The following is a 16,713-nucleotide window of genomic DNA, read 5'->3' as shown; positions in this document are numbered from 1 at the left end:
GCTGGCCGCAGGCGTCGTAGCCATAGCGCAAGGTGCCCCAGCTCTGGTGTTCGGTGATCAGCCGATCCTGGCGGTCGTATTCGAATTCCAGCGGGTGGTCGTGGCCGTCGTCGACACTGGTCAGGCGCCCGAGCGTGTCGTAGTGATAGGTAACGGAGGTGCCATCGGGCAGGGTCTTGACCTGCAAACGTCCGGCCGCATCGCGTGTATACCCGGTGACCAGTTGCGAGCCGTCCTCGCCAAACTCGGTCTTCTCCAGCAGGTGCCCGTTGAGGTCGTATTCGTAGGCAGTGCGCAGGCCGTCGAAGCCGGTTTCCTGTCGGATCAGTCCGTTGGCGGTGTAGTCCAGAAGGTATTTTTCGCCGGACTCGTTCTCGATTTCCGTCAGCAACAACTGTGCGTTGTCGTAGCGATAACGCAGCTGCGAACCGTCCGGATTGATCCGACGGCTGACCAGGTGCAGGTCCTCGACGTACTCGTAGCGCGTGACCTGGCCCAGTTCGTCGGTGGCTGAGGTGAGCGTGCCGTAGGCGTTGTAGCTGAAGGAGCGGGTGGCGCCGGAGGGTGAGGTGCTGTGGATCAGTCGGCCGACGGCATCCCATTGCGAGTGCGTGACGGCGCCGTGTTCGTCTTCCTGGGTAATCCGCCGCCCCAGCGCATCGTAGGAAAACTTTCTCGTGCCACCTATCGGCAGCGTTTCTTCGACGAGCTGGCCCAGCGCGTTCCAGACGAACAGGTGCCGGCTGTGATCCGGGTATCGGATCGACAGCAGTCGGCCTTGGGCGTCGTAGCGGTAGTGCGTGGTGTGGCCGTCCGGGTCGATGGCCTCGGTGACATCGCCCTGGGCGTTGCGCAGGTATTTCCACTCGGCCTTGCCGCGAAAGCGTGCGTGCAGGAAACCGTTTCGGTATTCGTAGGCTGTCGGTTCATCTTGCGGTGGAATCAGCGCCACCAACCGCCCAGCGTCGTCGTAGTGGTATTCGGTGACCGCGCCCAGCGGGTCCTGCTCGGCGATCAATCGACCCTGATCATCGTAAGACTTGAGGTGTTCGCCGCCATCCAGTTCGACCTTGCGCACCAGCCGCGCCCGATCGTCGTGGACGTACACCTCTTCGCTGCCATCGAGGTTCTTGACCGTGACGCTGCCCTGGTCATCCCAGACGTAGTGCGCGTCCATCTGCCCGAACGAGGCCCAGTGACGGATGCAGCGGGCCGCCTTGCCAGACCGTTCCCACGCCCAGAAGAAACTCGCCCCACCGGCCAGTTGCCGCTGCAGGATCACGTGCTGCTCGTCATAGCGGTAACGCTCGCTCTCCTCGGCGGCGTTGGTCGCTTCGATCAGCTGCTGGTGCTCGTCGTAGCGATAGCGGACCAGCGTCTGCTCCGTCACCCACCCCTGGGCCACGGTGGGCGCCGGGGTAAACCGCTGGTAGTCGACGGCGATCAGGTGGCGACGGTCGTAACGCAACAACAAGGCGCGACCGGCGCCGTTGTCCACGCGCTCGAGGCGGCCGTGGTAGTCGTGGGTCAGGTGCAGGCGGTTGTCGTAGGCGTCGCTGATCGCGCTTAAGCGACCGTTGATGAAGTGATAAAAGCGCGGTGCGTCGCCGGCTTGGGCGAGGATCAGTTCTTCGGCCGCGTCACCGAGAAAAATCGCCGCCCTGGACAGGCTGTTGTGGATCGCCGGACGTTCGCTGTTCGGCAGGGGAAAGGGCGTGCGACGGTTTTCGTGGTCGATCCAGATGACTTCGTCGCCGACGATTTCCAGGCGATGGGAGAGGCTGTGGCTCCAGCCGAAACCGAGGCCGACATCGAGCTCGGCGGCGCTGGTGCGGTAGAGGCGGGCGAAGTCGAAGGGCAGGAGGCCGTCGAGCGTGCCGTCGGTGAGGGTCAGCAGTTCTTCGCCGGTGACCATCGATACCGGGCAGCCATTCTTGCAGGTGGACGCCACGCATGTGGCGGCGTCGTCGTTGGGGTTTTTTGCCTGTTTCGACGCGTCGTCGCGGTGTTCGTTCTGCTTGAGCGTGGTGTTCTTGCGGGGGTTCCAGTTCAGCAGCAGGCGACCCTGATTGGCGCCGGCCGCGATGCCGCGTGCGGCGACGGCTTTGTAGCGGTCGACGTAGGACATGAAGGTGCTGAGGAGGGCGAAGATGGCGTTGACGAAGCCCACGGCGGCATTGACGATCCGGGCGCCATAGTGGGCCAAGCGCATGCTCAAGTAAGCGATGCCGGCGCCTACGAACGTCAGGACAACACCAATCAGGATATCGATCAGCAGTTGCACCACCCCCGTGGCCACCGCTTCGGCGGTGTTGCCCGCGAGTACACTGGGCGGCAGCATGTCCCACCACAGACTGGCCGTGCGCAGCAGCAAACACAGCGCCGCTTCATCACTGACCAGCAGTTGGATTTGGGCCATCGCCTCCGGTGCGGACTTCGCGAGCTTGACCAGCTCATCCGCGCCACTGCCCAAGCGTTCAGCGAATCTGCCGGGATCCTGAAGGATTTCCGAGAGCAGGCTGAGGCTGTCCCACACCCCAATAATCGCCGCCCAACTTCCGGCCAGCATTCCATTACCCGCCGCCGCAAACGCCGACTGCGACCACTGCGGCTTGAACCCCTCCCACTCCTTGCGCAGCCAGTCTTCCAGTTGCCCGGTGAGTCCGTCGTAAGACTTGAACAGCGCATCAACCTGATCCTTCGTCACCGCGCTTTGCACGTGCACCCGGTAAAACTTTCCGGGAATACCGCGGAATTGTCCTTTCCCGTTTGCATCCAGCGTGACCGACTTGCGCTCGCCACCCTCGACCGCTATCACATCAACCTGAATGTTCCCCAGCGGAATGTCATACACCGACTCGAACGTGCTCTCGATCAGCAGAATCCCGTTGCTCGGGCACTGCGCCACCGTGGAGATAAAATCGTCATCGCGACGACCGACCACCGTGGTGCTATCACCGAGCTTGATCCGCCGATCCATGTCCATCAGCGACGGCAGATCCGTCGCGTGACTGACGGTGTCGGCGGCACGGCTGAACCAGTGATCGAGCTGCTGGAGATACAGCGTCAAGGTGTTAGGAAAGTCGTCGAGCGCCTGCTCGATGCGTGCGCTGTGCTCCATCAGCGCAGCGCTTCGAACGAAGGCGAACACACAATCGGGTCGAACATGAGCAGTCCCTCGCGCAGGAAAAATGGCGCGAGAGACTGTGCGGGGGATCAGGGTGGAAAGAAGTCAGGCGGAGTAGGTGTTGTTGGTAGGAAAAATCGCTGAATCAATTCGAAGCAATTGTTTTGCTCTGCCATTCAAGTGCATGCAGGATGTTTCCTGATCACGCATAGTGCAGCTCACAGACAAGGCTCTAAAGCGAGCGTCCAGACGGGCTTTATGGCAAGGCGTAGCTGTGACGGTAATGAATACTGTCTCTCAAATGACAAAAGGGGTAAGCAGGTGGCGGTGGATCTGACAAATGACGCGAATCTAAGAGCAGCTTGTGAAGTAGTCCTGGCTCAGCATCGTGGGTTACCTTGGTATCAGAACTGGCTGGCAAGCCTGTCGGAGTTTCTGCAGAAAGTTCAGAACGCCACTCACGATGAGTTTTGCAGTACGCAGATTCAAACGGAGTTGTGGGAGAGTGAAACCTTATGCCGCAACGGAATGGGCCCGATCAATGCGTCCGACGCTATTCACACGCCCTCCGTCGCCACATGCCTTTGGGATATCCGCACATCGCTTGAAGGAATCGACCCGCAAAAGTATGACGAAGTACTGAACGCCGGCTGGCAGGCGCTGAGTCGATTGGTCGACACTCCAATCAACCAACGCAATACCCGACTGAAAAAGAACAGACTCTTCGCCGCGCTTTGTCCGTCCAGGTTGACGACGATCGCTCACATTTCGAAGCTGCGTACATTGTCGTTATGGCTCGGTTTATCGGGGGCAGAGGGTGATCTATCGCTGCATCATCTTGTGCGCGATCACCTGGATCATGTCCTGGGCGACAAGGTTGATGGGCTATCCCCGCAAGCACTGGAGCGCATGACCTTGCCGTGGTTGCTTTACTTGAACTACCTCCAGGATCAGGAAGCTGAGGCTACCGAAATCGTAGACTTCAATACGGGCCATGAGCGACTCAATCCCTTGCCTGACGAAAGCCGCGAATTTGGCATGCGCGCCATAGGAAAGGGGCTCGCGGATGTTACGGCCATCATCAAATTCGCCAAAGGGGGTTGCACGCGTGAGGACCTTCTAGCTCATATGCAAAAAATCAAAGATGCAAACGGCAAAACGAGTTTAAAAAGTCACCTCCACAATCTATTTACGTGGGGGGTGATACAAGAGCGAGGTGATAAAATCTATTTGACGCCGCGAGGTGAAGGCCTTGTGGAAACAGACGGGCCCGAGGAAATCTCTGATTGGCTGCTGACCCGCGTGGTCGGGTTTGATCACATGCTTGTTGCAATGCGCAGCCAAGCTATGTCCAACTCTGATACGTTCAATTTGCTGAGAAGTATCAGATCAGAATCGTCTGGCGACAGAGCTGCCTCCAATGTGCCCTTCTGGTTGGAAAAATTGCAGTTAGCCGAGAAAAAAAAGCACGATAAATTGCACCTGACAGAGCGGGGAAAAGCCTGGGCAGCGCAGATTCACTGGCTCCCTCAATCACCGTCCTCACAAGCGAATCCCCCCATCGCCCCATTGACCGTTCCGGATCAGAAACCCGCTCCGTTCCAACGCCCATCACCGCAAACCATCCACGAAAGCCTCCCGAAAGGCACCGCCTTCTCACTCAATCAGGTTGCTCGCCTCGACGCCGGACTCTGGAGTCATCCACGCCGACATTTTGCAGTCCTCACCGGCTTAAGCGGTTCGGGCAAAACGCTACTGGCGCGGGGTTACGCGCACGCGCTACACCAAGATCAATCCAATCCAGCACCCTACCTGCTGACAATACCTGTCCAACCCGGCTGGCACGATCCTTCCTGCGTGCTGGGTTACATCAACCCGTTGGACAGCGACAGTTATGTCCGTACGGCATTCGTCGATTTCCTACTCAAAGCCAGCGCCGACCCCGAACGCCCGTACACGGTAGTGCTCGATGAAATGAACCTGTCCCACCCCGAGCAGTACCTCGCGCCACTGCTGTCGGCCATGGAAACCGGCGATCGCATCGAATTCCATGCCCAGTACGATGACATCAGCGGCGTGCCCCGGAGCATTGCCTATCCGGACAATCTGCTGATCATCGGCACCGTTAATATGGATGAAACCACCCACGGGCTGAGCGATAAAGTGCTTGATCGGGCGTCTGTCATCGAGTTCTGGGATATCGATGTCGACGCGTTCCCAGGCTGGCAAACCAGCAGCCTGACCGTGCAACAAGTTTCCCACGTGCGCGACACGCTAACGGGCTTGGTCAAGGCCCTGCGCCCGGCACGCCTGCATTTCGGTTGGCGCACCATTCAAGACGTAATCGGCTACATCGAGCAGGCCGAGACCGGCGGCGTAATTAAATTTGACGCGGCGCTGGATCAAGCGATTTACGCCAAGGTCCTGCCCAAAATCCGCGGAGAAGATTCGCAGCGCCTACAGGATGCATTCGACAACTGCATTACGCTTTTAGGAGGCGGGCTGTTGCCGGAATCCACCGCAAAACTCGTCGAATTGAAGGGCGACCTGCACATCCTCGGCACTGCCCGATTCTGGCGATGAACCATGGCCGTTATCCATTACATCGATAAGTTAGGACGTGCATTCAGCGTCAGCCCTGACGGGGTCGAACCGGGGTTCGTGGAGCTGGGCACCTATTATTTCAAGGTGGTGCCCCAGCGGAGTTTCTTCGTCGACGATGAGCCGCTGCAAACCATTCGCCATGGCGCGTTCGATGCGTGGCAATGGACGCCGATGTTCTATGCCGGCAAGGTATCCGCGGAGCTGGTGGACGAGGGGGGCGTCGTTGTTGCGACCTACCATTTCGACGTGGCACCGGACCAGAGCAAAGTCGGCGAAGCGACATTCGCCGCCATGCTCGACGAGATCCTCGCCTTTGATTCACGTCTGCTGCTAGGCGACGAATACGCCCAGCGGGACATCGGTCGCGAAGGGCGTGTCACTGATCCGCACCTCAGCTTCGCACGGCTCAAGCGGTACGGCCCGACCTTACTCACGGCCCTCACCGATGTCATACGCAAGCCGCTCACCCGGCTGCGGCGAGAGCGCACGTTACGGCCTGCGCATCAGTTGCGCCGTATTGATCATCAGACTCTGCGTCGTGCCCTGCAAGACCCGGCTGCCACTGCGCTGCTCTATCACCGGGCGCAAACGAACACTGGCGCAAAGCCCCTGCAATTTGATGTGCCCAGCGTGTTCGAGGACCTGGACAACCCGGCTAACCAGGCCATGGCTGTCGTGCTTGATGAAACGATACGCCGCTGTCGACAGGTCATCACAGATTTGCGAACACTGCTGACTCGTGAGCGCGACACCGACACCCGTTCTGCCCTGGCTCCAAGGCTTGGCCGGCGCATTGAATACGTGGAAGGGCTGCACAGTGCACTGAGGAAGATTCAACGCCGGGAACCGTTTTGCTCCCTGCGCCAACGCCGAATCACCGCCGCAGGGCTCAACGCCATCTCTGCCCACCCGGCCTATGCACGCGCTTATCGTTACGGTTGGTATGTACTGCGCCCAGGTATCGACGGCAGCCGCAATGGGGAGCGCCTGTGGATCAGTCCCACGTGGGAGATCTACGAGCGATGGTGCTACCTCAAGGTCGTTGCTACTTTGAAGTCTCTCTATCCCGAACTGAGCTGGACAAACCATTGGCCCGGCACGCGAGTGGATGTCATCCGCTGTACAGGTACAGGCAACGACACTCAGGTCGATGTGTGGCTACAGGTTCAGTGCCCCGCATTTGATCGGCCAGACAATCATGGATTTACCAGCGTGTCGGGTGAGCGCTATCCCGACATTGTCGTCACAGTAAAAGGCCCGCAGGGCTGCAAGTTCATCGTGATGGACGCCAAGTACCGGGTCACCCGCACTGCGGTGCTGGACGCAATGGAATCTGCGCACCTGTACCGCGATTGTTTGCGCTGGAATGGGATGAGGCCGGACAGGGCGGTATTGCTGGTCCCGCGCAGGGGCGGTGCTCCGTGGTTGGAGGCGATGGACTATCACGAGGAGAATCAGGTGGGTGTTGCTGTGCTTGGGGATGAAAGCAATGGGTTGGTCGAGATGCTGCGGTCACTTGGGATGATGTCCGGTGATGCGGAATTATCCGACTTGAAAGATATGGATGCTGAGATCACGGTCGAAGCTACTGATTAACAGACCAGTCATACCAGAAACAACTGTGGGAGCGAGCCTGCTCGCGATTACGGTGTGTCAGTCAACACTTAAATCGACTGACACACCCCATCACAAGCAAGCCCACTCCCACAGAGGAAACGGCTGAATTATCTGATCAGTTGACGCTTTGCGACACCGCGAACGAGGCCTTCTTGAGCCTCGCACGCTGATAACCACGCCAAACCAGAATAGCCACCATCCCGCACATAACACCCGTGGCGTTAGCCACCATGTCACCCCAGGACGCAGTGCGCAGCGGCATGAAACTCTGCTCCAATTCGATCAACATCGAACCCAACAGTGTCCAAAACATCAACCAGATAATCCGAGTGCCAGGGAATGCCAGATAAGCACTCACCGTCAGACAAGCGAACCCGGCCCAGTGATGCAGCTTGTCCTGATTCTCAAACACCTGCGGTACCGGCTCGCCGCGCATTCCGGCGACGCACAGCACCACCAGGATCACGAAAAACGCCAGCTTGGGCAGGGCACGCAGTATCCGTTGCTTCATTCGGTGACCTTGTAGAAGTTGTTGTGGAACAGGTCGATGTTCCGACGCTCTGTCAGGGAGTACAGCGAGTAGCTGCGACCCAAGGAAGCGCCACCGTCTCGAGTCAGCGGAGTCCATGCCAAGTTAGCTCGGCGAGTGGTGGAACTGGCCATCAATTCATCGAACGGAATCGAGAAATAGATGCCTTTACCGAAACTACCTTCACCGTATTCTTCTTTCGTGGCATTGGTGACCGTCACCCAACCACCAAACCGCACGCCGTTGGCGAATTCGCGGGACAAGTCCAAGGTAACGCCGTAGTCCTTGGCCAAATAACGACCAACACTGAGTGCCCCCAGAATGTCTTGGAACGAACTGCGGTAGTAGAGCGAAGCGTTGCCCGTGATGGTGCTGTAGTCGCGCAAACCGAAGCCCTGATCGAAATCACGCTGCTTGACCCAGTTCATGTCCACACCAACGGCCCAGCGCTCGCCCATTGGACGATACAGCACTTCACTCCCGACACCGGCGAACATCGACTCCAGATAGCCGCCGTAAACCATACCGTAGAGGTCTTGATCCAGTTGCTTGACCTTATTGAGCTGAAACGTCGGCATCGTAACTTCCGACGTCGTCATGTACTGACGCAGGTCGGTACGTACACGGGGCAGGCCGCTCGGTGCGTCGTATTTGAACTTGTCGAAGTTGTTGATCAGGTTCGCGCTTAACAGACCGTTCCACCACAGATCAGGCTTGAAACGATACTCGGCGCTCAGATCCGCACTGAACTGATACAACAGGAACCCGTCGGGACCGCCGACGTTCTGTTTATATCCAAGGCCCAGGCCATAGGTGAACTTGTCCGGCGTCTTCGCGTACAGGGTTTTCTCTTGATGCGGTACCGAAACGTTTTGCTCGGTTACCCGGCGCAGGTCTTCCAGTGGGCGATCTTCTTGCACCACTTCGCGGAACGTATCCCGGGGCACGCTGACTTCCTCGATCGGCAAGCTGTAACGAGTGTCGACCATGGTGAACCAGTCGATTTGATCGTTGACGCTGTTGTCGAGGATGCGCGAAGCGCGACCAACGGCTTTTGGGGTGTGGAAGTAGCGACCCTGTTCACCGTAGACGATGAGTTCGGAATCACGTTGGGTGATTTTCGAAACGGTGTAGCCTGCGTTGTTTTGCAAACGCTTGGCGACGCCGGCCCATTGCACGTCCGTTGGAGCGGTTGTCGGTTTGACGTCCGGCACAGGTTCGGGTTTAGGGTCGAAGCTTTTGGTTGGCGCTTTGCGGGTGGCGAAGTTGGTGTGCAGGGTTATGCCGAACATGGCGGTGTTGCCGCGTTCCCAGGCTGCGTGGAGATCTACCCAATCGTTGGCTTTGAAAACGAAGCCCAGGTTGATTGGGGAATCTTGGATCTGGTTGTTATCCTGTGGCTCGTGTTGGTAGTCGTTGCCTTCGTATTCGAGCTTTATGGATAGCGGGTCCCAAGGTGTTTGGTAGTTCACGCCGCCAAAGAACGATGGGGAGCCACGGAAGTAGCTGTTTCCGTTAAAGTTACCTGCTTGGGTGCCTGAGTCTGGTCGTGTGTCGAATTTGTCATCCAGCCAGCCCAACGGGTTGTCCATATCGCCACGGTTCCCGATATAGCCCCAGGCTAAGCCCAGGCTAAGATCGAAATTCCCCATCCGTTTGTTGCCTACAAAATACTCACTGGAAAACAGGCCAGTACCACCCACGTCACGTGCACCTAATGCAATTTGCGGTATCCAGTGGGTTTCTTCGAGCAGGCGCACTTTGGCGTCGATCGCCTTATCTTTGTAACTCTGGCTACCGCTAAGAGATTCAGGACCATAGTCGCGGTTACTAATCGAGGTGTAGCGAAACGACCCTTCCAACCAATCGAAAGGCTGAAAGGACACACTATAACGACTATACGGATCAGTTCGACTGGCGGTCAAAGACAACTCCCCAGCCGGAGCCATACGCGCAGTAGGAGTTTGTAATAGGCCTATACCACCAAAATCGCTCTGCGTGTAGCGCGGTTCGGCTACTGCCCAAGTACTACAGCCGAGCAGTAGACAAGGAATCAAGTGATACTTCATGGCTTCACCTCCAGCAGCGGCTGGGTGGCGATAAAAGCAGCCATTTCGGCATTCAGATCAGGCGTAGGGTCGCCTTTCGCAGTGCTGTGCACTGGGACATAGATGCGTGCGCCTGGGGCTGGCGATACAGACTTGGTTTCATTCCAAAGCGCAATGCCTTCCTGGAAAACACGTCCATCCGGCTGGATAACGAAGAGCACATCTTTGTCAGCACCAGCGTCACGTTGGCAGTTTTTCAGATAGCTGATTGCCGGCTGCAATGCCTGGTACGGAAGATCGCATTCGCCTTGTACTGCCCCAACAACTCGTACCGTAGTAGGACGAGGAGGGTAGAGCAGTACATCGCCATTGCTCAGGTAGGGATTGTCCCCACGGTTCAATTCAACACGCACCGGATCGAGTTGAGCCACCCTGCGTCCGGTAACCGGCATCGCTTGCACTTTGGCGATCAAGCGTTCAGCCAGTTCAGCCAACTCGATTTCGTCATCTTGCAGTGCGTTGCTCTTAACAGTCGCGAGATCGAAGAGCACGCCCAATTTCAGTCGCTCTTGCGCGTTGCGCAATGGAGTATGTAACCACGCAGCGCCGAGCAGATACGCCTTAGGGCTCACTTGAGCTGGTAGTAAAACGTCATGCAAGCGAGTCCCTTCCTGGAACGAGTAGCGCCCAGGTTTGGCGGCATCGCCCTGCACGGTAACCAGCGAGTCAGCATTTACGGCAAAAGTCATGAGCAGGCTGCAGCAAAGCAGCCAGGAGGAACGAGGAATCATTGCACTACCGGCTTATTCGGGCGCACTTGAACAATGCGTAGGGGCAATTCGGGGGTCAGATGTTGCACGCTGGCCATGATGAAGCCGTCGGCAGGGTCAACCCAGTACTGGTTCCGCGCAGTGAAGCCGAGACCTTCCATGGCGATGTCCTCGTCAACGCGCAGCAACTCAACGTCGCGGTCGAGGATATGCACGGTTTCCAGGCCTTTTTTCTCAAAGCGACTGGTGAGGGTCACGCCCATCCGGTAACCGTCGACAAAGTCGACCTGGCGCCGGGTCTGCAAGCCATCGACAACGCGGTGCAAGCCCGTTTTGAAGGGCGACTCACCGTCGAAGCGAGTGCCATCGAGGTTGTTGTTAAAACCGACACTACGAATGGCCAAGCCGTCCTCAAGCATCAGAATTTGGCGAGTCGACGCCATCCAGAAACCAACTCCATTCTGCTGACGCACCAATGCCATAACGGCTTCACCCGTAGGTGCCGCAATGGTGATCTGGTAGTACGGGGTTGCATCCACCTGTTGGCGGGTGAGCTCCAAGGGCTCAGGACCTTCGAAAGCGGCCTTGAGCGTGTCCATGGAAGCGGTCATCAACGGGTTGCAGGCGCTCACTAGCAGGGAGGCCACCGAGAGGGTGGCCAGTCGCAAAAATTTCACAAGACATCCAATTCTTAGTTTTCGCTGCCCATGTCATCTTGAATCGCTACACCGGTACGCAGCAGGTTGGCAGTTGGGAAAACCTGGCTGATGAAGCGGTTCCAGCGAGTGACATCTGCGGGGCCAACATAGACAACGTCCTGCGGCTTCAATTTAAAGTGCTGAGCCAGGGCGAACGCAGAAGGAGATTTGAGATCGATCTGGAAAACCTTGACTGGTTCGTCCGCGAGATTTTCAACGCCACGGATCACATAGACCTCTTTGCCGCTGGAGGTTTCCTGACGCAAACCACCAACGCTACCAAGGGCGTCGGTGAGGTTCATGTTGGTACCTTTGAAAAGAAGCGGTCGAGCAGCGGTGACTTCGCCGAGCAGGTATACCTTTTTCTGATCGTTGTACGGCAAATGGAGCTGATCGCCATCTTTCAGATAAAGGTTGTGCAAAGTCGAGTTCTTTCGATTAAGCGTGTCGAGGTCGATGACATATTCGCGACCATCGCGCTTTAACACCAAGCCCGAAATATCGGCAGAACCGGCTTGTACCGAACCTTGGCCGACAGCGTCCAATAAGCTCAGAGGTGTATTCGTAATGGGTAACTGACCGGTTTTACCAAAGGCGCCAGACAGGACGACCTTCTGGCTGACAAACCGCAAGATGCTGACGTCTACCTGTGGTTCAGCGACAACCTTGGCAAGGCGCGAGGCGATGATCGAGCGCAAATCCTCAATGGTTTTACCTGCAGCTTCTATGTTGCCGACGTAGGGATAGAAGAGCGAGCCATCGGGGCGAACCAGACGCCCGTTTGCTTCAATTTGCTGTTGAGGACCGGACGGAGCAGTCAGCTCAGGGTGATCCCAAACGGTGATGTAGATAAGGTCACCGGCACCAATCCGATACTCGCTAGGCTGAAAACGTAGCAGCTCCGGCGCAATAATATTCGAATGGTCGGCTGCGGTTTCAATTGCCATTAATTTTGGAGTGATGGGTATCAACTCAATGCGGCTGCTTTCCGGTGAGCCTTCTCGTACCAGATTGCCCGTGTCCATGTGCTGACCAGGGGAAAATATGCAGCCTTGCAGGGTCAGGCCAACCAGCATGGCCAAAGGTAGCGCGCGATTCATTATCGAAATTGCTCGAGGGAATAGGCAAAACAAAACCTCCCAGCATGGCTGGGAGGTTAGCGTATCGAACTTTAAGCGGGAGAGACCGGTTTAGTTGGTACCAGTAGTACCTGTGGTGCCTGTGGTCCCAGTAGTGCCGGTAGTACCAGGGGTACCGTCGTTACCACCACCACCGCCACTATTCGAAGCTGCAACTCCAACAGCGATGAGACCAGCACCAACAGCCAAGCCAGTGCCGACTGTAACGCCACCGGCGATTGGGGTCGATAAGCTCAGACCCGAAGTCGCACTAGGCGTAGCAGCTTCAGGGGCTTTTGCAGGTGCTGTTTCAGCTGCCATCAACGGCAAGCTGACGGATGTTACGAGGGCCAAAGCTAGTAGTTTTTTCATGATTTTCATGATTATGCTCCTTGAAAGGATAATCCTTGATGGTTATTTGAGTAGGTTATTGCAGGAAGTATCTATTTTGCAAGCTAGAACTCGCATTGAGGCTCGATAATCCTCATACAACGATTTCCTATCTGGTCACGCAAGCTATGCTTTCGACGTCCTATGAGCCAAATCGTCACACCGCAACCTGCTGCTTTAGGAAAGAGGCTATCAACACGGCAATCCATACAAATTTTGATGCCTGCGTTGCCTTAAACGAGTGCGAAGCTGCTGTCCTAGATTGTGCTTTCTGGGTTTCCTGGGCTTTTTTTGGTTTTGGGCTTACGTGAACATTGTTTTAATGCAAAGCGAGCACTTCCCCTCGACCTGGCGCCTGAATTGCGGGAAAATTTGACACCGTATGATGTGGGTTGTGGGTTGTGGGTGACTATCCGGCGCTTATTTACTTAAGCCAATGCTCGAGCATCCCTTTTCAGGCGCAAAAGGCAGTGTTCGTATACCTGAGTGCGCCGGTCGTACGATGCAGTACCTCATTGTGCTTGGTTTGCATAGCTTCAGATATGAAATTACATCTGTTATGACAGGATGACGTTTGAAACTGAAATTGAAAAAAGCTCGTAACTAAAAATGAGGGGGGGCAAGTCACCTGTGGGCTGCTTACGACCTCCTATTAATATTTCGAATCTAACTAATAGAGCCATTTACATGGAAAATGCAGGAAGCAGGAGCCTCACTATAGACTCGTTTAGAGGGCTCGGTATTTTGCTAGTGGTGCTTGGTCATACAACTGGGTTGCCCTCGTGGTTGCACAATTTTATATATTCGTTCCACATGCCTGCGTTTTTCATTTTGTCAGGGTATTTGTTTAATCCGGAGAAGTCAATTCAGAGTCCGGTGCGTCAAGTTGAAAGAAAATTCTATAGGCTAATTATGCCGGCTTGGACTTTAGGTCTGGCTTGCGGAATACCTTTCCTCGCCATGCTCGTGCTAAATAAAGGCGGTATCGATCTACATGTATTTTTTGAAAAGCTATTAGGTACGCTTGTCGGATATACAAATACCCAATACAATTTTGAATCTACTCCAGTTTGGTTCTTGTTCGCATTGTTTATAACGGAGGTATGTGCAATCGCCTGTTATGCCACGTTCAGAAATAACAGTATCTATGTTCTTTACATGATCGGGGTTGTGGGTGTAATAATTAGTTTTGAAGTGAATAATTACACGCTCTTTAATTGCGCTATTGCACTCACTGCTACTTTGTTTTTTGCTGTGGGAATTACCGCAAAAACCGTTTTGTCCAAAAAGACGATCCCTGTGACGCTAGTAGGTGTTGTTAGCGCAGGAATGTTGTTTGCTACAAATTATATTACACCTGCGGCCATATCTATGGCAGAAAATTTCATTGCTCAGCCTCAGTGGTTGTTGATAAATGTAGGCGGTGCTCTTTCAGGAACCGCACTTCTGTACTTGATAGCGAGGCTAGTTAACAGCAAGGCTCTTTCTTGGGTCGGTAAAATGACTTTGCCAATTTTGGCTTTTAACTACATTGTCAATATTGCTTGCCATAAAGCGTTGTCCAATTTGGGTATGGCTAGTTGGCCTCTTACGTTTTTTGTGCAGGTAGTGGTTTTGCTCGCGGTAGCTTACTTTGTAAGTAGGGTGAAGTTACTAGATGTCTTGTTTAACGGAAAACTAGCACCGACGTACGGGAAAAGAACAATCACTGATTCGTGACGTCCTGCTAGTAAAATGCGCGGGAGTGGAATATATGTCGAGTGCTGTGCGTTTATATGCGCGCGTCTACACACAGCGAAGCGGAACCCGTGCCGCCGACTGCAAACTTAACTTTTACTGTTACGGTCTTGGAGTCAGTTGCACACACATACATCTGCTCAATATTTGGCATTGTATATGGCATGCCAGAGTTGCCCGTCAGATAGGGTCTGCAATTTTCTAACTTTGGGGCAGCAATCAATCCGTGTTCCAGCTCAAGAGACTGTATTTCAGTTGAGTCGAGATTGACAGCAACAAAAGATGAGTACTCGCTCCGTAGTGAGGGGCCGCTACCTGTGAGGTGTGTGGCTCTTACAAATCGAGTTTGTCGACTTGATAGTGAAGACAGTCCATTAATGGGAGTGGTGCATTCATCGCTAATTATTTCAAACTCGCTGCCATAATCACCACTATTCGGAGAGCTTGAAAAATTGATGCCGCCTTCACAAAGCTGAGCTATAACCTTAAGTTTGCTACCGGTAAATTGGGATGTAACCTCCGCTGCGTAGCTAACAGAACACCCGGAATAAGCCATACCCTTCATTCCCGAGGCATGCACTTCAATGTCGCTTATGCGTGACGAACAGAGAACTCCTCTGCCACGCTGCTGGCCAGTAGTAGTATCAATAAAAATTTTAAGATTATGTTTTGCTCCATTAACAATGGCAGCGTCGCATCCATATTCGCTTAGGTAGGAAGCTTCCTTTTTAATTTTGATATTGTTGCAAACACCTCCTACAGTAGAAGAAACATGCAAGTGCGGCCTAGAACCGTCTCCGCCAGTGTTGTTATGTGAGTCGATCGTACTTATTTGATAGTGTACGTCAGGGCCGATATAGATATTCCCAAAGCAGTTTTCACTCATTACGTGGTTTGCATTAAATCTAACAGCAGGCTTTCCTGCTCCTTGACGATCAATATATATTCCATGACCATTTCGGTTGTCGAAAGCGTGAATAAAACCAATCTCACAGCTACGTAAGATTACTACTGAATCTACTGAGCGTCCGCTGAACAACTTAGATTTTTTGCCTGGTGCATATTCATTTCTTTGACTGTTAGCTGCCCATCCCACAAATACATCAGATACATTTATATCTGCAGGGCCAATAAATACAAAGCCTTCCTCTCCCGTATCGAAAATATATAGACCTCGTATTCCTACGCCACCATACTCATCTGTAGGGCTAAACGACTTTATTTCATTTTTGTCTGAGTTAAAGTATGTCCCGTGCGGAGCAAGTTCGGAGTAAAATCCAATCCCGGGGATACGAGTGAGCTTTACATCAGTGACTGAATATCCAGCTCCGTATAAGCGAATACCATACCCGCTGTCTGAGGATATAACTCCTCCGTAATTTTGTACATTTCCGTCTATTGTGAATCCGGACAAAACAAAGCGTCGCGGTACGGGATTTATCGTATCATTAACTGATACCGATTGAGCGCGTTGTAAAGCAGAAAAATTTAGTGTGTCAATAATGTTGCCAGTAAAACCGTTTGCGCTTTTTATAAAGCTCAACCCGCTGCCAACTCCTATGAGTGCGCAGTTTGCTCTTACCAGGATTGATGTATTGGTGGTGTACAATCGTTTTCCGATTAGTACTCCAATATTTTCCGCCCAGGCAGCATTAACTATCGCGCCGACATCATCAAGCGGTAAGTTGAATTTCGTTGCTAGAGCCTCTACTGGCATGCACCCACTAGTTATAATTACAGAGCTTTCAATCATATTTTCTGGAGAAGTTGAAGTATCACCGATGTTATAGCCTTTGTTTGTTTTGCTCGCAGAGTATGCTAGTGGTACTGCAAATGATGTGGTGGCGAGGGAGCTAATTTTTAATATCTGACGGCGATTCAGCATTATGCTTAACCTCAAAAATTGTTGCGTTCGGCGATATACCGGCTGTTGTTCGATATGCCCGAAATGAATTGAAACGTTGGACGTAGCAATGTGGCCAAAATCCGAAAATAAAAAACGAATACTTCGCCAATTTTTCTGGGTCTTACTATCTATCACGAGTCACTTCTAGTTTACACCAGCACGCTTTCCG

General features: G+C 54.1%; 11 protein-coding genes. 3 read left to right on the top strand and 8 right to left on the bottom strand.

Annotated features, from left to right (window positions below):
* Positions 1–3,121 (bottom strand): DUF6531 domain-containing protein (locus GBC55_RS10810; protein ID WP_162437457.1); only part of this gene is annotated, 3,121 nt, incomplete at its 3' end.
* 327 nt (positions 3,122–3,448) lie between these two features.
* Here GBC55_RS10810 and GBC55_RS10805 point away from each other — a divergent pair.
* Both GBC55_RS10805 and GBC55_RS10800 read left to right on the top strand, forming a co-directional pair.
* Positions 3,449–5,710 carry a restriction endonuclease gene (locus GBC55_RS10805; RefSeq protein WP_162437456.1) on the top strand — a complete coding sequence of 754 codons (2,262 nt, stop codon included), beginning with the start codon at positions 3,449–3,451 and terminating at the stop codon, positions 5,708–5,710.
* 3 nt (positions 5,711–5,713) lie between these two features.
* Positions 5,714–7,327, top strand: a complete 1,614-nt coding sequence (locus tag GBC55_RS10800; protein ID WP_162437455.1) for a nuclease domain-containing protein — start codon at positions 5,714–5,716, stop codon at positions 7,325–7,327.
* A 136-nt stretch (positions 7,328–7,463) separates the two neighbouring features.
* Here GBC55_RS10800 and GBC55_RS10795 read toward each other — a convergent pair whose 3' ends face one another.
* From GBC55_RS10795 to GBC55_RS10770, 6 genes are all read right to left on the bottom strand, one after another.
* Positions 7,464–7,859, bottom strand: coding sequence for a VanZ family protein (locus tag GBC55_RS10795; RefSeq protein ID WP_162437454.1), 396 nt, complete (start codon positions 7,857–7,859; stop codon positions 7,464–7,466).
* On the bottom strand, positions 7,856–9,946 hold the full coding sequence (locus tag GBC55_RS10790; protein ID WP_162437453.1) for a YjbH domain-containing protein: 2,091 nt from the start codon (positions 9,944–9,946) through the stop codon (positions 7,856–7,858). The genes GBC55_RS10795 and GBC55_RS10790 overlap by 4 nt, the downstream gene beginning before the upstream one ends.
* Complete coding sequence (locus GBC55_RS10785) at positions 9,943–10,674, bottom strand: capsule biosynthesis GfcC family protein (protein ID WP_247266895.1); 732 nt, start codon at positions 10,672–10,674, stop codon at positions 9,943–9,945. The genes GBC55_RS10790 and GBC55_RS10785 overlap by 4 nt, the downstream gene beginning before the upstream one ends.
* A 38-nt stretch (positions 10,675–10,712) precedes the next feature.
* Positions 10,713–11,372, bottom strand: coding sequence for a YjbF family lipoprotein (locus GBC55_RS10780; RefSeq protein ID WP_162437451.1), 660 nt, complete (start codon positions 11,370–11,372; stop codon positions 10,713–10,715).
* A 14-nt stretch (positions 11,373–11,386) separates the two neighbouring features.
* A complete protein-coding gene (locus GBC55_RS10775) occupies positions 11,387–12,493 on the bottom strand; it encodes a polysaccharide biosynthesis/export family protein (RefSeq protein ID WP_162437450.1) in 1,107 nt (368 codons plus the stop codon).
* 90 nt (positions 12,494–12,583) lie between these two features.
* Entirely contained in the window at positions 12,584–12,883 is a 300-nt protein-coding gene (locus tag GBC55_RS10770) for a hypothetical protein (RefSeq protein ID WP_162437464.1), read from the bottom strand.
* A 705-nt stretch (positions 12,884–13,588) separates the two neighbouring features.
* On the opposite strand from GBC55_RS10770, the gene GBC55_RS10765 reads away from it, so the two are divergent.
* Positions 13,589–14,620 carry an acyltransferase family protein gene (locus GBC55_RS10765; RefSeq protein ID WP_162437449.1) on the top strand — a complete coding sequence of 344 codons (1,032 nt, stop codon included), beginning with the start codon at positions 13,589–13,591 and terminating at the stop codon, positions 14,618–14,620.
* Between the two features lie 52 nt (positions 14,621–14,672).
* Here GBC55_RS10765 and GBC55_RS10760 read toward each other — a convergent pair whose 3' ends face one another.
* Positions 14,673–16,679: a hypothetical protein gene (locus tag GBC55_RS10760; protein ID WP_162437374.1), complete on the bottom strand. Its 2,007-nt coding sequence runs from the start codon at positions 16,677–16,679 to the stop codon at positions 14,673–14,675.
* Positions 16,680–16,713: the final 34 nt, after the last annotated feature.

The organism is Pseudomonas sp. TNT3, assembly GCF_010095445.2.
In the GTDB taxonomy this organism is placed as follows: Bacteria; Pseudomonadota; Gammaproteobacteria; order Pseudomonadales; family Pseudomonadaceae; genus Aquipseudomonas.
The sequence above is the reverse complement of the archived record's forward strand: the minus strand, read 5'-3'. Positions and strand labels throughout refer to the sequence as shown.